Origin of the sequence: Aeromicrobium sp. CFBP 8757, assembly GCF_014841755.1 — a bacterium.
GTDB lineage: Bacteria > Actinomycetota > Actinomycetes > Propionibacteriales > Nocardioidaceae > Aeromicrobium.
Window position 1 is genome coordinate 36122 of the sequence record NZ_JACYUM010000009.1, and the last position, 21388, is coordinate 57509.

The following is a 21388-nucleotide window of genomic DNA, read 5'->3' on the forward strand; positions in this document are numbered from 1 at the left end:
TCGACCGAGGGGGACTGCGTGCCGACAGAACCCGCACAGCTGGGCCGATGTGGGCATCGAGCCGGTCGTGCGCTGACGAGCTCGGCCCGCATCTCCAAGGGACGTCCGTGCCCTGGATGAACGCCCAGTCGGTGAAGTGCGAGGACCGATCCTCAGGAGCGCAATAGCAACCAGACGATCTCGACCTTCCTTGAAGACAGGAGGATCTCACCTCTCACAAGATCCGAGTGGACACCCACGTGCCCGTTGGCGAAGACCAGTAGGTCCGCAGGTCAGTGGCGCAGGGTGCGGTACGCCTTGGGGCGTCGCTCGCCGTGCCACACACGTGCCTTCACGATCATGCCCATCATCAGGAAGCCGAGCTTGAGCGTCTTGCTCAGATCACCGGTGACGGATGATTCGCCAACGCGGGGCAAGTAGTTGACGGGAATCTGGACCACTTTGACGCGCCGGATCACCGCCAGCAGGAGCATCTCCAGGCCGAAGGCTGACTCGGTGTTTCGGAACGTAGGCAGCAGCTCGTCGACGAGCTCACGAGACAGCACGCGGAACGTGCAACCCACATCGGACAGCGATGTGGTGTTGAACAGCACCTCGATCATTTTTGCGACGAACCAGTTGCCGACCTGCAGGAACCAGCCCATATTGGCGCCATCCCAGATGAAGGTGGAGACGGTACGAGACCCCACGACGAAGTCACACTCGTCCGAGTACGAGAGCAGCTTGCGGAGGTCTCGCGGATCGAATGTCCCGTCGGGCTCGCACACGCACACCAGGTCGGTACGGGCCTCTCGGAGGCCACGCTGGATCGCGGCTCCGTAGCCCTGCTGGGTCTCGACCACCTCCCGCGCGCCCGTCGTGGCTACTTCCTCGGACGTGCCTGCGGCAGCATTGTTGTTGACGACGATGATCTCATCGACGAGGCCGAGGCTCTCGAAACCGCGAATGCATTCGGCAATGCTGTCCTTCTCGTTGTACGTCGGGAGAATGACTGTTAAAGACCTACCGTGCCACATGGTGTACCAAACTTTCTTGCTGCGCGCCCGAGGGGGATCCCGGGCGGTAACGAATAGTCACGTACGTCAACAGGCCGCCGCCCAGGCACCCGAGCAGTATCCAAACGGGCCAGCCGAGCACCGGGGACCATGCTGCTTCGGAGAAGAACCATAGCGGGCCATCGGTGCCGACCGCGTACCTGCGTGCGTTCCAGTAGATCGCGTAGGCCTGTGAGAAACCGGCCGCTACGCCGACCAGGATGAAGAACCGATCGGACGCTGCTTGTCCGACGTTGGGCAACCGGTCGGCCAGTACGGCTCCACTGACGACGAACGCGAAGGTGGCGAACGGGAGGAACTGACGTCCCTGGACTCCTGCACCGACGGTGAAGAAGACGCTCGCGTAGATGAAGTAGGAGAGGATCCACGTAGCGATCAGCCCGGCGACGATGAGCCAGAAGTCCCTGCGACGTGCGGCGAGCGCTCCAACCACCAGCGTGCCTAGCCAGATCGAGATCCACATTCCGACAGCGAGGCCGGGAAGAGGCGTGTCCAGCCAGCCAAACTTGCCGATCGCTGATCTCATCAAGTCGTATGAGCCGTCGATGAACGGGGTCACCGCCGCTCGGTTGATCACGGGGCCGACGTCGGCGGGGTGGTCGTAGGTCAGCTCCCACCAGACCACTGCCACAGCGCTGACAAACAAGGCTGCCACGGTCACGACGAAGGACCGCTGCCGATCTAGGAGGAGTCGCTTGACGCGATCCCAGCCGGTGACCACGAGCAGCACGATGACGAAGGCGGCCAACGTCACGACGCCAAGTTGGCGGCTAAGGGCGAGAAACGCCCCAGCGGCCAGGAGTGTCCAGTGGGTCGATGGAGCGTGTACTGACGCGGGTCTCCGCATGGCAACTGCCACGACCGCAGCGACGGCCAGTGCAGCCGTCAGCTCGATCCCACTCAGTGAGACCACAGACATGGTAAAGAGAGCCATCGGCGTGAGGACCGCCACGACGCCGATGACAGCGCTGCGCCCCAACCACCGGATCAGGTGCCTGACTCCCACGAGGAGCAGGAATGAGCTGATCGCTGTGACAGCCAGACGCGCCAGAACGAAGCTGGACTGGGGTGATTCTGCCAGCGATGCCACCCAGCCGACCGGCACGTACAGAAACGGAGGATAGGCCCCAATGGGGGTCTTGATCACGACGGAGCCGTCGTGCTGTGGTGGATCGTCTGGCAGGCACGCCGCCGTGACAGTGGGTTTGAACGCGTAGCACGTGAAGTCCGAGATCCCCGCCAGTCGTCCAGGGATGTCGTAGAGGCGGGTTATCGAAGCATTGCGCTTGACGAGCAGAGACGGCTCGTCGGTCGCCGCGGGCGGGCCGGCTTCCCCCGCTGTGAGTGTCCTGCTCCCCAGCGCCTTGACGAGGTTGTCGGGCTCGTCTGGAGCCGCGCCGGGCGGGTTCGTGAAGACCCACGCCAGGGACAGCAGGAGATAGGGCAGGACCAGCAGGGCCGCCCATCGCCAGGAGCTTTGCCCGGCCCTGTCCACATCGTCCGGTGGGGTGACTGTGACTCGCCGGCCGGTCTCGGCGTGTTTCACCGCCGCGCGACGACGAGCATCTGCCCGGCAAGGGGTTTGACCGGCGACCGGAGGTACCAGGGCACTAGAAACGTGAGCCCTGCCCCCTTGGACTTCATCGTGAGGGGCAGGAAGCGTGCGGCGACGTGCTCGACGGTCCAACCGGAGGCGGTCAGGTAGTCCGAAAGTGACTGATCGGTGAAGATCGCCACATGGGTGTAGTCGTCAAAGTAGCCACCGGGGTTGAGCCTGAAGTTCGGCTGGAGCAGCATCAGACGTCCACCGGGACGCAGCACCCGGTGAGACTCTGCCAAGAGCGCGTCGCTCACGGGCCGCTCCAGGTGTTCGAGCAGGTTGGATGCGAAGACGACATCGAACGAGGCGTCCGCGAAGCGGGAGAGGTCGGTGCAGTCACCGACGACCGCGCGCACGTGCGGAGCAGCGGCCTTCTCGACGACGGCGTCGATATCCATGGCTGTGACTGCCCGGGCCTTCACAAGGTTTGCGAAGTCGCACCATCCAGCGCCGAGCTCGAGCACATCGGCGTCCTTGGCGATCCAGCGGCCCAGGTAGTCACAGATGTGCCGCCAGATGCCTTGCCTGTTCTTGTTCGGAGCAAGTCTGGTCTCGAAGTATCCGGGTCGGTACACGCCGGGATCCTGGCCGGGATCGGTCACAGGTCGTCTCCTTTTGAAAATTCGGCGCAGAGCTCAGGCTCCACAGGCCCTCACGCTAGCAGCGCGTAGCTGGCCTGAGGTCAACTGGCGCGCTGTTCGTCGCGTGCCGGCGGCAGGAAGACCCAGCGCTTGTAAGCCCAGAAACGGAAGATCGCACCGGTGATGATCGAGACGATGTTGGCCGCTTGGAGCGAAGCGACATCGACGCGACCAAATCCGTAACGAACGATCCCGATGAGGGCGAGACCGAGAAACAATGACAGTGCACTCAGCACTACGAACAAGACGAACTCGCGACGCAAACCGGTTCTGGCGCGGTGAGAGAAGGACCAGTGACGATGAAGAAAGTATGCGAGCGTCGATGTCACGGCAGTGGACACGACCTTGGAGACGAGAGCGCCTTGGTCGAGCCGTGAATACGTGACCTGGTAGACGAGCAGATCTACCCCGAAGTTGACTCCGCCCACGACCAAGAAGGCGGAGACCTCCTTCACGAGTGTCAGGAACCGCCCGAGCTCACCGTCTGGCCGGCCTGTGTTGCGCCCGCTCACGCGAGGACGGACCCAGTGGAGCTGCGCAGCCCAACCGGTGCCCACTCGCGGACGAGCAGAGCGATCGAGACTGGCCGACGGTGATCGTACCGCCAGACCGGCACGGGCGGTCCATCATCGGGTGTGTCAAGCATGCATGCAGGCTAGTGGTTTGTCGGTGTGTTCGATCACTCGACGGGCCCGGGCCGCAGGTCTTGTGCGCTCATGGCTGCGAGCGCCGCGCGGCGATCGGGTCCACGATGGAGGGGTGCTCGACCACCTCTCCGGCCCCCGTCGTCGTCTGGCGCTGACGGTCGTCGCCGCCCTGGTCGCTGCCGTGGTCGCCGTGTCCGTCGTGGTCGGGGTGCGGGTGACGGGTGAGGACGACGTCGCGGCGCAGGACGAGCCCGGGCCCGTGCTCGTCGTGCCGGGCTACGGCGGGCGTGTCGCCTCGCTCGACCCGCTCGTGGCCGAGCTGAGGTCGCAGGGTCGGGACGTCGTCGTGGTCGCACCGTCGGGCGGCGGGACCGGCGACCTGCGGGCGCAGGCCGTCCGCCTGGGCACGGCGGCGTCGCGGGCCATGGGTCGCACGGGCGCCGCCTCGGTCGACGTCGTCGGCTACTCGGCGGGCGGGGTCGTCGCGCGCCTGTGGGCGCGCGACGAGGGCGGCGCCGCCGTGGCGCGACGGGTCGTGTCGATCGGGTCGCCGCAGCACGGCACCGACGTCGCCGCGCTCGCCGCGGAGGTGGCCGGCAGCTGCCCGACGGCCTGCGAGCAGCTGGCCCCCGACAGCGACCTGCTCCGCGCGCTCAACGCCGGCGACGAGACGCCCGCGGGCCCCGCGTGGGTGACGCTGCGGTCGACGTCCGACCGTGTCGTGACGCCGACGGAGTCGTCACGGCTCGACGGCGGTCTGGACCTCGTCGTGCAGGAGTTCTGCCCGACCGCGACGGCGTCGCACGGCGACCTGCCGGGCGACCCGGTGGTGCTGGCCGCGCTGCGGACGACGTTGCTGCCCGCGCAGCCGCGCATCCCGCAGGACGTCAGGTGTTGACGTCCTTGGTCGTGAAGTTGGCCCAGGCGGCCCCGAGGAACACCACCAGGTACGCACCCTGCGAGGCCAGGCCGCGCAGCACGCCGTCCCACCGGATCGGGTCGCGGAACAGGTCGACGAAGGCCAGCCAGTAACGGGTCGGCAGGTAGGGCTGCAGCACGTCGGCGGCGTCCAGCCCGAGCAGGACGGTCGAGCCGATGAGGATCGCGACGGTGCCGAGCGCGGCCGAGACGCCCGACTCGGTCACGGTCGAGAAGAACAGCGCGATCGCCGCGACGCCCAGCATCATGACGGTGACGTAGCCGAGCGCGACGACCGTCCGCTGGATCATCTCGGTCTGGCTGAGGGTCGAGCCCGAGACGCTCGTGACGCTGCCGGAGGGGTCGGCCGAGCCGAGCAGCACGCGGCCCTCGACGTAGGCGGCGACGGCGACGACCAGGACCGCGAGCAGGACGAACGCGATCGTGCTGGCGAGCTTGGCGACCAGCAGCCGGGTGCGGCCGACGGGGCTGATCAGCAGGTAGCGCAGCGTGCCCGCCTGGGCCTCGCCGGCGATCGCGTCGCCGGCGATCACCGCGACGGCGACGGGCAGGAACAGGGGGAGCACGATGCCGAGGGCGGCGAGCGGGAACAGCGTCCCGTCGGTGAGGACGGCCGAGAGGAACGGCGGCCCGGTGCCGGGCCGCGGGCCGAGGTCGGTGACGGCGAGCAGGATCGCCACGACGAGCGGCAGCGCGTTGAGCATCGCGATCGTGACCCAGGTGCGGGGGCGGCGCAGCATGCTGGTGAGCTCGAGGCGGATCATGCGCGTGCCCCGGCGTGCTCGGTGCTCGCCCGCAGGACGACGTCCTCGAGGCTGACCCGCAGCGGGCCGATCTCGTCGACCCGCAGACCCGCCCCGACGAGCTCGGCGTTGATGCCGGCAGCGTCGTCGGACACCACGACCAGCCGGGGCCCGGAGACGTCCTCGACCCGCGCCCCCAGCACCTCGGCGGCCCACTCGGGGGTGGGGGTGTGCACCGCGACGCGGCCGGTGGGGGCGACGAGCGACGCGACGTCGTCCTGCAGCACCATCCGCCCGCGGTCGAGGACGCCGACCCGGGTGCACATCTGCTCGATCTCGGCCAGCAGGTGGCTCGACAGGAAGATCGTGGTGCCCTGGGCGTTCAGCGCGAGGAGCAGCTCGCGGATCTCGCGGATGCCCTGCGGGTCGAGGCCGTTGGTGGGCTCGTCGAGCACCAGCAGCGCGGGACGACGCAGCAGCGCCGATGCGAGACCAAGACGCTGGCGCATGCCGAGCGAGTACGTGCGGACGGGGCGCCGGTCGGACGGGTCGAGGCCGACCTGGTCGAGCGTCTCGACGATGCGCCGCGACCTCACCCGGCGCGACGTGGCCGACGCGGCCCGGTCGAACGCCGCCAGGTTGGCCCTCCCGGACAGGTGCCCGTAAGCCCCCGGCCCCTCGACGAGCGCGCCGACGTGGGGCAGGGCCGCGCTGCGGGACGCCGGCATGGGACGTCCGACCAGCTCGATCTCGCCGGACGTCGCCAGCACCAGGCCGAGCAGCATGCGCACCGTCGTGGTCTTGCCGGATCCGTTGGCCCCGAGGAAGCCGTAGACGTCGCCCTCGCGGACGTCGAGATCGAGGTCGTCGACCGCGGTGAGGGCGCCGTAGCGCTTGGTCAGACCACGGGTGCGGATCATCGGAACGTCACCTTCTGCGCGAGCTCGGTGGACGCCTGCGCGAGCGTCTCGGGGGTGACGGTGCCGGCCAGCAGGAACGTGCCGCGGGACCGTCGTCCGCCCTCGGTCAGCAGCACCGACAGCGGACCGACCTCGAGCGCCGTCCCGGCGTCGCCGCCGCGGGCCGAGGCGACCGTCGACAGCTGGTCGCGCACCTGCCCGGCCAGCCCGCGCCGCAACGGGATGACGATGAGCGCGGTGGGCCCCCGTCCGTAGACCCCGACCGCGCCGAGCTCGTCCTCGTCGCCCGTGCGCTCGAGACCGGCCACCTCGGCCGGCAGCTCGAACGGCGCGAAGGCGTTGGCGCCGGCGGCGACGTCGATGACGTCGCGACGGCGCACCGTGGCGGTGGCGGGCACCTCGAACGTCGTGACGTCGGCGGACGGACGGTCGAGGTCGACGTCGGTGAGCGCCGACGTGACGACCGGCAGCACGTCGCCCTTGCCGTAGACCTCGACCCGCAGGGGCAGCCCCGACTCCTCGTCGGCCCACACGTCGGCGCGGTCGATCGTCGAGGCGGGATCGGCGGGCGTCAGCCGCAGGCCCGCCGCGCTGCGGCCCGCCACGCGGCGCGACGGCAGACGGCTCAGCTCGTCGGTCGTGGCCCCGCCGAGCAGGCGTGCGGCCAGCCGGCTCGGCAGCACGTCGGACGTGTCGGGCAGGCGCACGGTGGCGTACGGCGTGATGGTCGCGGTGCCCGACTCGAAGACCCAGCGGGTCAGCGACGTGTCGTCGCGGACGAGGTCGGACTCACCGGTCTGCCGCGTGTCGTCGACCCGCCAGTGGGTCGCGTCGCGCCACCAGACCCGGAGGGTCTTGCTCTCGCCCAGCAGGTCGACGACCCCTCCGAACGAGTCGGTGTCGGGCACCTGCAGCGTGCCGCGCGTGCGCACCTCGCCCGACCACGGCACCGATGACGACGCCGCGATGCGCTCTCCCAGCGCGGCCGCGGTGACGTCCGAGCCGGAGGCCGGGAGCACGCGGACGACGATCGGGGCGGCGACCAGGGCGGCGGCCACCCCGACCACGAGCAGCCATCGACCGGTGGAGTTCATCGTCCCGCCACGCTACGTCGGCGGTCCCAGCCGCGCTCACCGAGCCGAACCGCCGAGGGGCGGTGCCCCGGCCACGCGTCCGCGAGCGGACACGTGGGTGGGACACCGCCCCTCGCGGTGGTGCGTGGCCGGGCCACCTGCCGGGGTTACGGCAGGGGCTCGAGCACCTCGTGGTCGTCGAGCGTCGCCGAGAGCGCTCCGAGGTGGTGGCGACCGTCGCCGAGGGCGTGGTCGATCGCCGTGAGACGGCTCGTGTAGTGGCCGACGCTGTACTCGGCGGTCATGCCGATGCCGCCGTGCAGCTGGATCGCCTCCTGGCCGATGTGCCGCCCGGCCTTGCTGACCTGCAGCTTGGCGCGGGAGGCCGCCTCGATCGTCGCGTCGGCGTCGCCGTCGAGCAGGACAAGCGTCGCCCAGGTGACCGTGCTGCGGGCGAGCTCGAGCGACACGTACATGTCGGCCGCCCGGAACGTCAGCGCCTGGAACGTCATGAGCGGGACGCCGAACTGCTTGCGCGACTTCAGGTACTCCGTCGTCGTCTCGAGCGCGAACGCCATCGCGCCCAGCGCCTCGTGACCGTACGCGATCTGCGCCGCGGCGACGGCCTGCGCGATGACGGCCGACTGGTCGGCGCCCGCCTCGCCCAGGGGCGTGGCCGGCGTCGCGTCGAACGCGACGTGCGCGGCACGTCCGCCGTCGAACGTCGAGTACGACGTGCGGGTCAGGCCCGCGGCGTCGGGCTGCACGAGGAACAGCGCCGTGGCGCCGTCGACGTCGGCGCTGACGACCAGCAGGTCGGCGCGGGCGCCGCCCAGCACGGGCTCCTTGACGCCCGACAGCGTCCACGCGTCACCGTCGTGGGAGGCCGTCACGGCGTAGGCGCGCTGGCCGTAGCGGCCCTGCGCCTCGGTGTGCGCGAAGGCCGGCACGAGCGTGCCCTCGGCCAGGGCGCCGATGATCTCGGCGCGCTGCTCCGCGGTGCCCGCGGCGGCGACCAGGCCACCGGCGAGGACGACCGCCTCGACGTACGGCTCGGGCGCGATGACGCGTCCGATCTCCTCGGCGACGACCGACACCTCGACGGGTCCGGCGCCGAAGCCGCCGTCCTCCTCGGCGAAGGGCAGCCCGAGGGCGCCCATCTCGGCCAGCCGCTGCCAGGTCTTCTCGTCCCAGCCGGGATCGGTCTTGGTCACCTCGCGGCGCGTCTCGGACGAGCCGTAGGCCTTGCCGAGGAGTCCTCGGACGGCGTCGCGCAGCGCGGTCTGCTCGGAGTCGAGTGTGAAGTCCATGTCAGCCCCTCAGTCCCAGGATCGTCCCGGCGATGATCTGTCGTTGCACCTCGTTGGAGCCGCCGTAGATCGACGCCTTCCGGTAGTTGAGGTAGTTGGTCGTGGCGACGCGCGCCAGGTCGGGCACGTCGGAGCCGTCACCGGCACCCGTGGCCAGCGCGTTGGGGCCCGCGAGGTCGACCCACAGCTCGGTGACGGCCTGCTGCAGCACCGTCCCCTGCAGCTTGAGCACCGACGAGGCGGGGTGCGGCTTGCCGTCGGCGGAGTTGGCGACGACGCGCAGCGCCGTCAGCTCGAGCGCCAGCAGGTCGTTCTCGAGGTCGACGATCTGCGCCGCGACCAGCGGGTCGTCGAGCAGCGACGTGCCACCGGGGCCGGCGGTCTTGGCGTACTCCTTGGCCTGGGCCAGCGTGCGCTTGGTCGAGCCCACGGGGGCGACGCCGACGCGCTCGTTGCCGAGCAGGAACTTGGCGTAGTCCCAGCCCTTGTTCTCCTCGCCGACGAGGTTCTCGACCGGCACGCGCACGTCGTCGAAGAACACCTCGTTGACCTCGTGGCCGCCGTCGATCAGCTCGATCGGGCGGACCGTCAGGCCCGGCGACGTCATGTCGATCAGCAGGAACGAGATGCCGGCCTGCTTCTTGACGTCGGGATCGGTGCGCACGAGCGTGAAGATCCAGTCGCCGTACTGGCCGAGGGTCGTCCACGTCTTCTGGCCGTTGACGACGTACTCGTCGCCCTCGCGCACCGCGGTCGTGCGCAGCGACGCGAGGTCGGAGCCGGCGTCGGGCTCGGAGAAGCCCTGCGACCACCAGATGTCGAGGTTGGCGGTCTTGGGCAGGAAGCGCTCCTTGATCTCCTGCGAGCCGAAGGCGGCGATGACGGGGCCGACCATCGAGGCGTTGAACGCCAGCGGCGGCATGACGCCGGCCAGCTGCATCTCCTCGTGCCAGATGTGGCGCTGGAGCGGGGTCCAGTCCTTGCCGCCCCACTCGACGGGCCAGTTCGGCACCGCGATGCCGGCGGCGTTCATGGCCTGCATCGAGCGGACGATCTGGTCCTTGGACAGCTCGCGGCGTGCGGCGACCGTGTCGCGGATGTCTTGCGGGATCTGGGTGGTGAAGAACGTGCGCATCTCGTCGCGGAATGCGATGTCCTCGTCGGACAGCTGAAGCTTCATGGGTCTCCTCGGCCTACTGGCAGGTAACACGCCATTCCTACCACTCGGGGTCGAAGCCCGCCTCAGGGACGCGGGCCGTGACCGGTCACGGCGCCGCCGCGCCCTGGCGGCTACTTGCGCTTGGTGCGGGCGCGGAGGGGGCCGACCAGGCGGGGCCCGGCCAGGCGCTGCTCCAGACGACGCGCCTCGCGCCGCAACGGCTGCGCGACGTACTCGCCGAGGATGACCCCCGCCGCGAGCGAGATGGCCACCGCGATCGCGGTGATCATGGCCAGGATGCCGGCGAGGTCGTCGGCCGCCAGAAGGCCCAGTCCGCGGTAGATCGAGACGCCCGGCAGCAGCGGGACGATCGCGGCCGTCACGATGACCAGGGGCGGCACGTTGACGCGTCCCGCGACGCCGTAGCTGACCAGTCCGACGAAGATCGCCGCGACGGCGGCCGGCCACGCGCGTCCGACGTCGCGCTCGGCGATCAGCAGGTAGATCGCGGCCGCGACCCCCGCGATCGCCGCGATGGGCAGCAGCACGCGGCGGGGGGCGTAGGCGGCGAAGGCGAACGCCGCCGCGGCGACGGCGGCGCCCGCCACCATCAGGGGCAGGCGCGACAGGCCGGACGCGCCGGGCTCGACCGTCAGCTCGACGCCGACGAGCCGTCCGAACGTGAGCCCGCCGCTGACCCCGACGATGACGCCGATCGTCGACATCATGACCTCGAGCACCCGGGCGTTGGCGGTGACGTAGAAGTTCGTCAGCGCGTCCTGGATCGCGCCGATCAGGCCGAGGCCCGCCAGCAGCATCACGATGCTCGCGGTGATGACGAGCGACGAGTCGGCCTCGACGTGCGAGGCCGCGACGCCGACGGCCAGCAGCGATGCGAACAGGCCGCCGGCGGCCTGCGCGTAGAAGTGGGGGAGCCGCAGCCGCGAGATGTAGCGCTGCAGCACCTCGATGCCCATCGCGGCGATCGCGGCGATGACCGTCACGACGAGGTCGCCGCCGATCAGCAGGGCGATGCCGGCCCCGACGACGCCGGACGCCAGCGTGACGGCCCACCGGGGGGCCCGGTGCCCCGTCGACGAGATCTGGGCCAGGCGGATGCGGGCCTCGTCGAGGTCGATCGTGTCGTCGAGCAGGTCGGCGACGAGGTGGTCGACGCGGGTCAGGTCGTCGAAGTCGGTCTCGCGGTGCGTCACGTGCCGCGTCAGCGACAGCGGCGCCTCGTCGAACGAGGCCTGGTGGCTCAGCGTCAGCGTCGTGAAGGTGACGTCGACCGTCACCTGGCGCATGCCCAGGTGATGGGCGACCGAGTCCATCGTGGCGGTCACGTCGGCGGCACCCGCGCCGTTGGACAGCAGCATCTCGCCCACACGGAGGGCGAGGTCGAGGGTCTGGTGCATCTGGCGCGTGCTCGTCACACGTCCATGATGGGGGGCGGGCGTCGTGCACCCAACCCGGTCCTGCCGTCCGCCGCGTAGGGTTCGGCTGACGGCCCGCGAGCGCAGGAGAAGCACATGACACGGTGGGAGCCCGACGAGCTCGGGGACGGCTACGAGCAGCACACCATCGCCCTCGGCGACGACCCGGACGGCGAGGGGGTCGTCGAGGCGACCCTGGTGCGACGCACCGCGCCCGACGACGTCCGCGGCGCCGTGATCTACGTGCACGGGTTCAGCGACTACTTCTTCCAGAAGGAGATGGCCGAGTTCTTCACCGAGCGCGGCCTGGCGTTCTACGCGCTCGACCTGCGCAAGTGCGGCCGCTCGCGCCGCGAGGGCCAGACGGGCCACTACGTGTCCGACCTCGCGCTGTACGACCGCGAGCTCGAGGCGTCGCTCGCGATCGTGCGCGACGAGACCGGCGGCAAGCCGGTCCTGCTGTCGGCGCACTCGACGGGCGGGCTGATCCTGCCGCTGTGGCTCGACCGGCTCAACCGCCGTCCGGGCGGCTCACGGGGCGCCGGCATCGCGGGCCTCGTGCTCAACAGCCCGTGGTTCGACCTGCAGGGCAAGCCGTGGATGCGCACGGGCGGCACGCAGGCGATCGCGCTGGTCGCCAAGCTCAGGCCCACGTCGATGATGAAGCTGCCCTTCACCGACGCCTACGGCACGAGCCTGCACGTCAGCGGGCACGGCGAGTGGGAGTTCAACACCGCGTTCAAGCCGCTCAACGGCTTCCCGGTGTCGTACGGCTGGCTGACCGCGGTGCGCCGCGGGCACGCGCAGCTGCACCGCGGGCTCGACATCGGCGTGCCCTCGCTCGTCCTGCGCTCGACGACGTCGTGGTTCGCGCGCGAGTGGTCCCCGCGGGTCGACGAGGCCGACGCGGTGCTCGACGTCAAGCAGATCGCGCGCTGGGCCGGCTGCCTGGGCGACGCCGTCACGGTCGTCCCGATCGACAAGGCGCGCCACGACGTCTTCATCTCCAAGGCCGAGCCCCGCGAGGCCGCGTACTCCGCCGTCGACACGTGGATGCGCGCGCACGACATCACGGCCTGAGGACGGGGCCCGCGACGTGACGGACCACGACGGCCGGGAGGCCGCGTCGCTCGGCGACGCCGCCGCGGCGGGCCTCGTCTTCGGCTCGTCGGCGGCGGTGCTGGTGGTCGAGCTCGTCGCGCTGCGCCTGCTCGCGCCCTACCTGGGCCTGACGCTCGAGACCAACACCCTGGTCATCGGCATCGCGCTGACGGCCATCGCGATCGGGTCGTGGATCGGTGGCCGGGCCGCCGACACGGTGCCGCCGCGGCGCACGCTCGGGCCCCTGCTGGCGATCTCGGGAGTCGTCGTCGCGGCGACGCCGTCGACCGTGCGGGCCGCCGGGGCGAGCGGCTCGGACGACCTCGTGCTGCTGGTCGCGGCGGCGGCGATCCTCGTGCCCGGCATGCTGCTCTCGGCCGTCACGCCCATGGTCACGAAGCTGCGCCTGACCGATCTCGACCGCACCGGCGCCGTGGTCGGGCGCCTGTCGGGGATCGGCACGGCCGGTGCGATCTTCGGCACCGTCGTCACGGGGTTCGTGCTGGTCTCGACGGTCCCCGTGACGGGGATCCTCGTGGGTCTCGGCGCGGCACTGGTCGTGTCGGCGGTCGCGGTCGAGGTGCTCGTGCGGGGCTGGAGGTTCGGCATCGGTCCGGCGGCGCTCGTGGTCGTCGGGGGCCTGGCGACCGCCGTCGTGCCCGATGAGTGCGACGTCGAGACGACCTACCACTGCGCCTCCGTCGTGGCCGATCCCGAGCGCGACGGGGGACGCACGCTCGTGCTCGACGGCCTGCGTCACTCGTACGTCGACGTCGACGACCCCACGCACCTCGAGTTCGAGTACGTGCGGACGATCGCGGCGGCCGTCGACACCGTGCACCCGGACGACCGGCCGGTCGACGCCTACCACCTGGGCGGGGGCGGCCTCACGATCCCGCGGTGGCTCGCGGCCACCCGTCCGGGGAGTCGCAGCGTCGTCTCCGAGATCGATCCCGGTGTCGTGCAGGTCGACCGTGACCGGCTCGGCCTCGAGACCGGCCCCGACCTGCAGGTGCGGGTCGAGGACGGGCGGCTGGGCCTCGGCCGGCTCGACGCCGCCAGCCGTGACCTCGTGGTCGGCGACGCCTTCGGCGGCATCAGCCCGCCGTGGCACCTGACGACGTCCGAGGCCATCGCCGAGGTGCGGCGCGTGTTGACCGACGACGGCACCTACGTCGCCAACGTCATCGACTACGGGCCGCTCGACTTCGCGCGGGCGGAGGCCCGGACGATCGCCGGGGTCTTCGAGCACGTCGCGGTGGCCGGCGACCCCGACGCCTTCCGGTTCGAGGGCGGCGGCAACCTCGTCATCGTGGCGTCCGACGTCCCGATTGACGCCGCCGGGCTGACGTCGCGCCTGTCCGAGCGCGACGTCCCGTGGCGCGTCGTGACCGGGACCGAGCTGCGCACGTGGATCGGCGACGCGCGGGCGCTGACCGACGACCGGGCCCCGACCGACCAGCTGCTGACGCCGTACGCCGTCGCGTCCTGACCGCCAGGACGCCGTCGCCGCCGCGATGTCGCGGGCGGTGGCTAGTCTCTACGTGTGGATGCCCCCCTCGCGCTGTACCGCCGCTACCGGCCCGAGACGTTCGCCGAGGTGATCGGCCAGGAGCACGTCACCGACCCCCTGCGCCACGCCCTGGCGGCCAACAAGGTCAATCACGCCTACCTGTTCTCCGGTCCGCGCGGCTGCGGCAAGACCACCAGCGCCCGCATCCTCGCCCGGGCGCTCAACTGCGAGAAGGCGCCGATCTCCGATCCGTGCGGGCAGTGCCAGAGCTGCCGCGACCTCGCGCGCGGCGGGCCCGGCAGCATCGACGTCATCGAGATCGACGCGGCGAGCCATGGTGGCGTCGACGACGCCCGCGACCTGCGCGAGCGGGCGTTCTTCGCCCCCGTCAGCAGCCGCTACAAGGTCTACATCATCGACGAGGCCCACATGGTCTCGCCGCAGGGCTTCAACGCGCTGCTCAAGCTCGTCGAGGAGCCGCCGCCGCACCTGAAGTTCATCTTCGCCACGACCGAGCCCGACAAGGTCATCGGCACGATCCGCTCGCGCACGCACCACTACCCGTTCCGGCTCGTCCCGCCGAAGGCGCTGGGCGACTACCTGCTGCAGCTGTGCGCCGCCGAGGGCGTCGCGCTGGCACCGACCGCGCTGCCGCTCGTCGTGCGTGCCGGCCAGGGATCGGTGCGCGACACGCTCAGCGTCCTCGACCAGCTGCTCGGCGGCGCCGGGCCCGACGGCGTCACCTACGACCTCGCGGTGCAGCTGCTGGGCTACACCCCCGACTCGCTGCTCGACGAGGCCATCGACGCCTTCGCGGCGAGCGACGGGTCGACGGTGTTCGGCGTCGTCGACAAGGTCATCGAGTCGGGCCAGGACCCGCGCCGCTTCGCCGAGGACCTCCTGCAGCGCCTGCGCGACCTCGTCATCGTCGCGGCGGTGCCCGACGCGCTCGACAAGGGCCTGCTCGACGTGCCGGGCGACCGTGCCGAGCGGCTCGTGACGCAGTCGAACGGCTTCGGCCCGTCCGAGCTGACCCGCGCCGCCGACATCGTCAACGCCGCGCTGATGGAGTTCCGCGGCGCGACGGCGCCGCGGCTGCTGCTCGAGCTGATGTGCGCGCGCATCCTGGTGCCGGGCGCCGACAACTCCACGCAGGGCTTCCAGGCCCGGCTCGACCGGATCGAGCGGCGGCTCGGGGTGGACGGCGGCGCGCCCGCACCGGCGGCCGTCGCGGCCCCCGCCCCCGCCCCGAGCCCGGCACCCGCGCCTGTCGCGGCACCGACCCCGGCGCCCGCCGCCGTCGAGGCCCCCGCCGAGCCGGCCGCGCCCGCCGAGCCCACCCCGGCGCCGGCGGCACCGGCCGACGAGCCCCCGGCCGTCGAGCCCGCCCCGGCGGCCGAGCGGGCCGAGCCCGCCCCGGTCGAGCCGACGCCCGTCGCCGAGCCGGCCGCGGAGCCGGCCCCGGCGCCGGGCCAGCTCACGATCTCCGACGTCCGGCGCCTGTGGCCCGAGATCCTCGACAAGATCCGCGACATGCGCCGCTTCGCGTGGATCATGCTGAGCCAGAACGCCCAGGTCATGGCGCTCGACGGCCAGGTCCTCACGATCGCGCTGGTCAACACCGGCGCCCGCGACTCCTTCCTCAGCAGCGGCTCGGACGACTACGTGCAGCGCGCGCTGCACGAGGTGCTGGGCGTGACGTGGCGCATCGAGGCGATCGTCGACCCCGGGGCACGACCCGGTGTCCCCGACGACCACGACGACGACCACGGCCGGCCGGCCGCCCCCGCGCCGACGGCGCCGACCCGCAGCGGCCCGCCCGTCGCGGTGCCCGACTCGGTGCGTGCGGCGATGAGCGAGCAGCACTCGCCGGCGACCCGCGAGGACCCCGACGCGTCCGCCGACCGCGACGACCCCGTCGTCCAGGTCGAGGAGCTCGACCCCGAGGCGCTGCTCAGTCGCGAGCTGGGCGCGAAGGTCATTGACGAGACGCGCACCGACTGAGATCGCGCGTCGCCGCCTCGACCTGCAGGCCGACCCGCTCGACGTGCTGCGCCGGTTCAGGGGGCGCGAGCGACTCGTCGCCCTGATGGGTGCGTGGCACCACGGCGAGGCGTTGATCGCCTTCGACCCCGTCGAGGTGCTGGAGGGCGACCCCTTCGACGGCATCGACGTCGACCCCGTGGCGGCCGGCGCGGGCTTCGGCGGCGGGTGGATCGGCGCGTGGGGGTACCGGCTCGGGCGGCGGCTCGAGCAGATCGGCGACACCGGCCCTCGTCCGCAGCCCCAGCCCGAGCACCGCCTGGCGTTCTACGACCACGTGCTGCGCCGGTGCGACGGCGCGTGGTGGCTCGAGTCGCTGACGTCCGACCCCGAGCGTGACGAGCGCATCGTGCGGGCGCTGGCCGGGCCCGACCCGTCGCCCCGGCCGCACGTCGTCGGCTCCTTCGAGATGACGCCGACGCCCGCGGGGCACCGGGCGGCGGTCGGCCGCGTGCTGGCCCACGTCGCGGCCGGCGACATCTTCCAGGCCAATCTCTGCGCCCGGCTCGAGGCGTCGTTCTCGGGCGACCCCCTCGACGTCTTCTGCGCCGGGGTCGAGCGGCTGCGACCCGCGTACGCGGCCTTCGTCGACGCCCCCGACGGCGCCCTCGCGAGCTTCTCGCCCGAGCTGTTCCTGCGCCGCACGGGCGACGAGGTGCTGACGTCCCCGATCAAGGGCACGGCGCCCCTCGGGTCGGATCCCGACGAGCTGGTGGCCTCGGCCAAGGACCGGGCCGAGAACATCATGATCGTCGACCTGATGCGCAACGACCTCGGCCGCGTCAGCGTGCCGGGCTCGGTGCGGGTGCCGTCGGCCGTCCGGGCCGAGCGCCACGCGGTGTGGCACCTGGTCTCCGACGTCGTCGCCCACCTCGAGCCGGGGGTCCGCGACTCCGACCTCCTGCGGGCCACGTTCCCGCCGGGCTCGGTGACGGGGGCGCCCAAGGTGCGGGCGATGCAGGTCATCGACGAGCTCGAGGCGACGGGCCGCGAGGCGTACACCGGTGCGATCGGGCACGTCAGCCCCGGGGCGGGGCTCGAGCTCAACGTCGTGATCCGGACGTTCGAGTTCCCGGCCTCGCGCGACCTCGTGTGGCTGGGCGTGGGCGGGGGCGTCGTCGCCGACTCGACGCCCGCGGCCGAGTACGCCGAGTGCCTCGTCAAGGCGCGGCCCTTGGTCGAGGCGATCGGGGGAGTGCTCGACCTCGTCGCCGACGACACCGCCGACGATGCCGACGATGCCGGGCCCGCGCCGGCCGCGGACGTCGAGGCGCCCCGCACGGTCGCGGCCGACGAGCGACTCGGCGTGTACGACACGCTGCTCGTGCTCGACGGGAGGGTCGTCGACCCCGACGCCCACCTGGCCCGCCTCGACGCCAGCGTGCGCGCGGTCTACGGGCGTCCGGTCCGTGGCGGGCTCGACGAGGCGGTCGCCCGCCGGGCCGCGGCCCTGCGGGGCCCGCACCGGCTGCGGATCGACGCGGTGCCACGGGCCGCGGCGGCGTCGATCGACGTCGACGTCACGATGACGTCCTGCCTGCTCGACCCCGCGGGTGACTCGTGGACGCTCGAGCCGCGCGTGGTGGCCGACGGGCTGGGGCAGCACAAGTGGGCCGACCGGCGGGCCCTCGAGCACGACGGTCCGCCCGACCACGACCTGCTGCTCGTCGCCGCCGACGGCTCGGTGCTCGAGACGTCGCGGGCGAGCCTGTTCGTCGTCCACGACGACGCCGTCCTGACGCCGCCCGTCGACGGCCGCATCCTGCCGGGCACGGCGCGCGAACGGGTGGTCGAGATCCTGCGGGAGGCGGGCGTGCCGGTGCTGCAGCGCCGGCTGACCCTCGCCGACGTGGCCTCGGCGACCGAGGTGTTCGTGACCAACGCGCTGCGCGGTGTCGTGCCCGTGACGTCGTGCGCCGACGTCGGTGCGTGGCCCGCGGGCCGCACGACGTCGTGGCTGCGCGCCGAGCTGCGGGCCCGCTGGGGCGGTGGCTCCGCGACCCGTCAGGCGCCGCGACGGGTCGCGGGCCCACCGCCCACGGGGGCGCGGGTGCTGTTCATCGACAACTACGACTCGTTCGTCTACAACCTCGTGCAGTACGTCGGCGAGCTCGGTGGCGCCGCCGAGGTCGTCCGCAACGACGCCGTGTCGGTCGACGAGCTGGTCGCGGCGCGCGAGCGGGGGGACTTCACCCACCTGGTCGTCTCGCCGGGGCCGGGTGCGCCGTCCGAGGCGGGCATCAGCGTCGAGGCGATCCGCCGGCTCGGGCCGTCGACGCCGACGCTGGGGGTGTGCCTGGGCCACCAGGCGATCGCGGAGGTCTACGGCGCGACGGTCGTGCGGGCGCCCGAGGTCGTCCACGGCAAGCCCTCGCTCGTGCACCACGACGGGCTCGGCGTCTACGCGGGCCTGCCGTCGCCGCTGGTGTGCGCGCGGTACCACTCGCTCGTCGTCGACCCCGCGACCCTGCCCGACGAGCTGCTCGCGACGGCGCACACGGCCTCGGGCGTCGTCATGGGGCTGCGGCACCGCACCCACCCCGTCGAGGGCGTGCAGATGCACCCCGAGTCGATCCTGACGCCCCGCGGCCACGACCTGCTCCAGACCTTCCTCTCGACCTGACCCCCTCTCGCCGAGTGGTGCGGGGTGGACGTTCTGGGACGGCGTGTCCGACCACGACGCACCGCTCGGCGCCGGGTTTCCAGCACTCGACGACGCGACCCCTAGACATAGCGAGTGAACACTCGCTATGTTGGGCTCCCGATGTGACGGAGGCCACATGTACGAGCTCGATCTCATCATCAGCGGCGGCACCTACTACGACGGCACGGGTGCGCCCGGCGTCGTGGCGGACGTCGGCGTGATGGACGGCCGCATCGTCGCCGTCAGCACCGACGGACGACTGCGGGCCGGCCCCGCCACCCGGGTCGTCGACGCGACGGGCCAGTGGGTCATGCCCGGCTTCGTCGACGCGCACACCCACTACGACGCCGAGGTGCAGGTCGCACCGGGCCTCAACGAGTCCGTCCGCCACGGCGTCACGACGGTGCTCGTCGGCAACTGCTCGCTCTCGACGGTCTACTCGTCCCCGCTCGACATCGCCGACCTGTTCAGCCGCGTCGAGGCGCTGCCGCGCACGCACGTCCTCGGCGCCCTCGAGGACGCCAAGACGTGGTCGACGCCGCAGGGCTGGGTCGACGCGCTCGAGCGCCTGCCGCTCGGCCCGCACGTCGCCTCGTTCCTCGGGCACTCCGACGTCCGGGCCAGCGTCATGGGCATGGGCCGGTCGACCGACCCGGCGCAGAAGGCCTCGCGCAGCGAGCAGGCCGAGATCGAGCGCCGCCTCGAGGACGCCCTCGACGCCGGCTTCCTCGGCATCTCGACCATGACCAACCCGTGGGACAAGCTCGACGGCGACCGCTACCGCTCGCGCTCGCTGCCGTCGACGTACTCGAGCTGGAAGGAGTTCCGCGGTCTCAGCCGCGTGCTCCGCCGGCGCGACCGCGTGCTGCAGGGCGTCCCGAACCTGAACAAGAAGTACGACATCGCGTTCTACCTGACGACCGCGATGGGCCGCGTCCGCAAGCCGCTCAAGGTGTCGCTGCTCGCGGCCGCCGACACCAAGGCCGAGCCGTGGGTGCAGCGCATCTTCGCCCCGCTCGCGATGATCGCCAACAAGCTGGGCGGCGGACGCTTCACGTGGCAGCACCTGCCGACGACGTTCCGCGTGTGGGCCGACGGCATCGACCTGGTCGTGTTCGAGGAGTTCGGGTCGGGACGCGAGGCGCTGCACCTGCGCGAGGAGATGGGGCGCAACGAGCTGCTGAGCGACGAGGCGTACCGCCGCTGGTTCCGGCGCGACTTCGACCGCCGCTTCTCGCCGCGCGTGTGGCATCGCGACTTCGACGACGCCGAGATCACCGAGTGCCCCGACGCCGAGCTGGTCGGCCTGATGATCGGGCAGGTCGCCCGCGACCGCGGCCTGCACCCCGTCGACTGCTACCTCGACCTCGTGGTCGAGCACGGCACGCGGCTGCGCTGGAAGACCAACATCGCCAACGCCCGTCCGAAGGTCCAGGACCAGCTGATCAACCGCTACGGCATCACGATCGGGTTCTCGGACGCCGGCGCCCACTTGCGCAACATGGCGTTCTACAACTTCGGCATCCGCCTGCTCAACCGCGTGAACCAGGCGCAGTCGACGCGGCGGCCGTTCATGTCGGTCGAGAAGGCGGTCTTCAAGCTGACCGGCGAGCTCGGCGACTTCTACGGGATCGACGCGGGACGCATCCGCGTCGGCGACCGGGCCGACGTCGTGGTCGTCGACCCGGCGGGGCTGAGCGACGAGGTCGACGGCTACCACGAGGCGCTGATGCCCGCGTTCGGCGACATGAGCCGGATGGTCAACCGCAACGACGACGCCGTGACGGCCACGATCGTCTCGGGCGAGGTGGTGTTCGAGCGCGGCGAGTTCGTCGAGGGGTACGGCACGACCCTCGGCACCGGACGCTTCCTGCGGGCGGGCGAGCCGCGGGGCACCGTCGCGCCCGTGCGTCGCGCCGAAGCGGTGGTGGCACAGTAGGGGCCGTGACCGCGCCCGCCCGACGAACGCAGAGCGAGCGCCGGGAGGGCACCATGACGGCCGTCGTCGACGCGGCGGTCGAGGCGCTCGGCGACGTCGGCTACGCCCGCACCACGACGGCCGAGATCGCGCGACGTGCGGGGGTCTCGCAGGGTGGCCTGTTCCGGCACTTCGGCTCGCGCCTCGACGTCATCCTGGCCGCGGCCGACCGCGTGCGGGCCCGTCAGCTGGTCGACTTCGGCGAGGGCCTCGAGTCGCTGGACGACATCGATCTCGCCGAGGTGGTGCGCCGTCTGCGCCGCGCGACGCGTGCCCCGATCAACGCTGCCTGGTACGAGCTGGTCGTCGCGGCCCGCGCCGACGACGAGCTGCGGACGGTGCTCGAGCCGCTGGCCGAGCGGTACCACGGCGAGATCCTGGCCCTGGGGCGCGCGCTGCCGATCGCCGGCCGCATGACCCCCCTCGAGCTCGACACGATCGTGCTCGGCATCGTCCACCTGCTCGACGGCGAGGCGCTGATGGCGTCGCTGCTGCCGCACCCCGAGCAGGAGGACGTCCGCGTCGACCAGCTCGTCCGCATCCTGCAGGGTCACCCCCTCTACTGAGCGACCGCCGCAGGCGAGTC

The 21388-nt window shown here is 71.8% G+C and carries 17 protein-coding genes and 1 pseudogene; 8 read left to right on the forward strand and 10 right to left on the reverse strand.

Going from position 1 to position 21388, the window contains the following annotated elements; translation table 11 throughout:
* Window positions 1-272: 272 nt before the first annotated feature.
* The 4 genes from IFT73_RS17225 to IFT73_RS17240 all read right to left on the reverse strand — a co-directional run bounded on the left by IFT73_RS17225 (window position 273) and on the right by IFT73_RS17240 (window position 3808).
* Window positions 273-1016, reverse strand: a complete 744-nt coding sequence (locus IFT73_RS17225) for a glycosyltransferase family 2 protein (protein ID WP_192168683.1) — start codon at window positions 1014-1016, stop codon at window positions 273-275.
* A complete protein-coding gene (locus IFT73_RS17230; RefSeq protein ID WP_192168684.1) occupies window positions 1003-2601 on the reverse strand; it encodes a DUF2142 domain-containing protein in 1599 nt (532 codons plus the stop codon). The genes IFT73_RS17225 and IFT73_RS17230 overlap by 14 nt, the downstream gene beginning before the upstream one ends.
* The gene (locus IFT73_RS17235) at window positions 2598-3257 is read right to left on the reverse strand and encodes a class I SAM-dependent methyltransferase (RefSeq protein WP_371811319.1); all 660 of its coding nucleotides are present in this window, start codon (window positions 3255-3257) and stop codon (window positions 2598-2600) included. Before IFT73_RS17235 ends, IFT73_RS17230 begins: the two co-directional genes overlap by 4 nt.
* 80 nt (window positions 3258-3337) lie before the next feature.
* Window positions 3338-3808 carry a GtrA family protein gene (locus tag IFT73_RS17240; RefSeq protein WP_192168685.1) on the reverse strand — a complete coding sequence of 157 codons (471 nt, stop codon included), beginning with the start codon at window positions 3806-3808 and terminating at the stop codon, window positions 3338-3340.
* 247 nt (window positions 3809-4055) lie between these two features.
* On the opposite strand from IFT73_RS17240, the gene IFT73_RS19695 reads away from it, so the two are divergent.
* A complete protein-coding gene (locus IFT73_RS19695; protein ID WP_197984347.1) occupies window positions 4056-4841 on the forward strand; it encodes a hypothetical protein in 786 nt (261 codons plus the stop codon).
* On the opposite strand, the gene IFT73_RS17250 is transcribed toward IFT73_RS19695, so the two are convergent.
* From IFT73_RS17250 to IFT73_RS17275, 6 genes are all read right to left on the reverse strand, one after another.
* Window positions 4831-5646 carry an ABC transporter permease gene (locus tag IFT73_RS17250; RefSeq protein WP_192168687.1) on the reverse strand — a complete coding sequence of 272 codons (816 nt, stop codon included), beginning with the start codon at window positions 5644-5646 and terminating at the stop codon, window positions 4831-4833. The genes IFT73_RS19695 and IFT73_RS17250 overlap by 11 nt on opposite strands.
* Window positions 5643-6545: an ABC transporter ATP-binding protein gene (locus tag IFT73_RS17255; RefSeq protein ID WP_192168688.1), complete on the reverse strand. Its 903-nt coding sequence runs from the start codon at window positions 6543-6545 to the stop codon at window positions 5643-5645. The genes IFT73_RS17250 and IFT73_RS17255 overlap by 4 nt, the downstream gene beginning before the upstream one ends.
* Entirely contained in the window at window positions 6542-7639 is a 1098-nt protein-coding gene (locus IFT73_RS17260) for a sigma-E factor regulatory protein RseB domain-containing protein (RefSeq protein WP_192168689.1), read from the reverse strand. The genes IFT73_RS17255 and IFT73_RS17260 overlap by 4 nt, the downstream gene beginning before the upstream one ends.
* 146 nt (window positions 7640-7785) lie before the next feature.
* The gene (locus IFT73_RS17265) at window positions 7786-8928 is read right to left on the reverse strand and encodes an acyl-CoA dehydrogenase family protein (RefSeq protein ID WP_056604897.1); all 1143 of its coding nucleotides are present in this window, start codon (window positions 8926-8928) and stop codon (window positions 7786-7788) included.
* Between the two features lies 1 nt (window position 8929).
* Window positions 8930-10108, reverse strand: coding sequence for an acyl-CoA dehydrogenase family protein (locus IFT73_RS17270; protein WP_192168690.1), 1179 nt, complete (start codon window positions 10106-10108; stop codon window positions 8930-8932).
* Window positions 10109-10218: 110 nt separating this feature from the next.
* Window positions 10219-11523, reverse strand: coding sequence for a threonine/serine exporter ThrE family protein (locus IFT73_RS17275; protein ID WP_192168691.1), 1305 nt, complete (start codon window positions 11521-11523; stop codon window positions 10219-10221).
* A gap of 96 nt (window positions 11524-11619) precedes the next feature.
* Here IFT73_RS17275 and IFT73_RS17280 point away from each other — a divergent pair, with 96 nt between their 5' ends.
* The 7 genes and pseudogenes from IFT73_RS17280 to IFT73_RS17305 all read left to right on the forward strand — a co-directional run bounded on the left by IFT73_RS17280 (window position 11620) and on the right by IFT73_RS17305 (window position 21368).
* On the forward strand, window positions 11620-12603 hold the full coding sequence (locus IFT73_RS17280; protein ID WP_192168692.1) for an alpha/beta hydrolase: 984 nt from the start codon (window positions 11620-11622) through the stop codon (window positions 12601-12603).
* Between the two features lie 16 nt (window positions 12604-12619).
* Window positions 12620-14116 carry a fused MFS/spermidine synthase gene (locus IFT73_RS17285; protein ID WP_192168693.1) on the forward strand — a complete coding sequence of 499 codons (1497 nt, stop codon included), beginning with the start codon at window positions 12620-12622 and terminating at the stop codon, window positions 14114-14116.
* A gap of 54 nt (window positions 14117-14170) precedes the next feature.
* The gene (locus IFT73_RS17290; protein WP_192168694.1) at window positions 14171-16141 is read left to right on the forward strand and encodes a DNA polymerase III subunit gamma and tau; all 1971 of its coding nucleotides are present in this window, start codon (window positions 14171-14173) and stop codon (window positions 16139-16141) included.
* Window positions 16119-18083, forward strand: a pseudogene (locus IFT73_RS17295) (aminodeoxychorismate synthase component I); the annotation flags it as partial. The gene IFT73_RS17290 and the pseudogene IFT73_RS17295, both read left to right, overlap by 23 nt.
* A 147-nt stretch (window positions 18084-18230) precedes the next feature.
* Window positions 18231-18803: an aminodeoxychorismate/anthranilate synthase component II gene (locus IFT73_RS19700; RefSeq protein WP_371811321.1), complete on the forward strand. Its 573-nt coding sequence runs from the start codon at window positions 18231-18233 to the stop codon at window positions 18801-18803.
* A gap of 157 nt (window positions 18804-18960) precedes the next feature.
* Complete coding sequence (locus IFT73_RS17300; protein WP_192168696.1) at window positions 18961-20763, forward strand: amidohydrolase family protein; 1803 nt, start codon at window positions 18961-18963, stop codon at window positions 20761-20763.
* A gap of 5 nt (window positions 20764-20768) precedes the next feature.
* A complete protein-coding gene (locus tag IFT73_RS17305; RefSeq protein ID WP_371811320.1) occupies window positions 20769-21368 on the forward strand; it encodes a TetR/AcrR family transcriptional regulator in 600 nt (199 codons plus the stop codon).
* Window positions 21369-21388 lie beyond the last annotated feature (20 nt).

What these genes read in the sequence shown, in the direction of transcription:
- IFT73_RS17225 (WP_192168683.1), bottom strand. Translation starts at nt 1,016, where the DNA reads ATGTGGCACGGTAGGTCTTTAACAGTCATTCTCCCGACGTACAACGAG.
- IFT73_RS17250 (WP_192168687.1), bottom strand. Translation starts at nt 5,646, where the DNA reads ATGATCCGCCTCGAGCTCACCAGCATGCTGCGCCGCCCCCGCACCTGG.
- IFT73_RS17255 (WP_192168688.1), bottom strand. Translation starts at nt 6,545, where the DNA reads ATGATCCGCACCCGTGGTCTGACCAAGCGCTACGGCGCCCTCACCGCG.
- IFT73_RS17260 (WP_192168689.1), bottom strand. Translation starts at nt 7,639, where the DNA reads ATGAACTCCACCGGTCGATGGCTGCTCGTGGTCGGGGTGGCCGCCGCC.
- IFT73_RS17265 (WP_056604897.1), bottom strand. Translation starts at nt 8,928, where the DNA reads ATGGACTTCACACTCGACTCCGAGCAGACCGCGCTGCGCGACGCCGTC.
- IFT73_RS17270 (WP_192168690.1), bottom strand. Translation starts at nt 10,108, where the DNA reads ATGAAGCTTCAGCTGTCCGACGAGGACATCGCATTCCGCGACGAGATG.
- IFT73_RS17280 (WP_192168692.1), top strand. Translation starts at nt 11,620, where the DNA reads ATGACACGGTGGGAGCCCGACGAGCTCGGGGACGGCTACGAGCAGCAC.
- IFT73_RS17300 (WP_192168696.1), top strand. Translation starts at nt 18,961, where the DNA reads ATGTACGAGCTCGATCTCATCATCAGCGGCGGCACCTACTACGACGGC.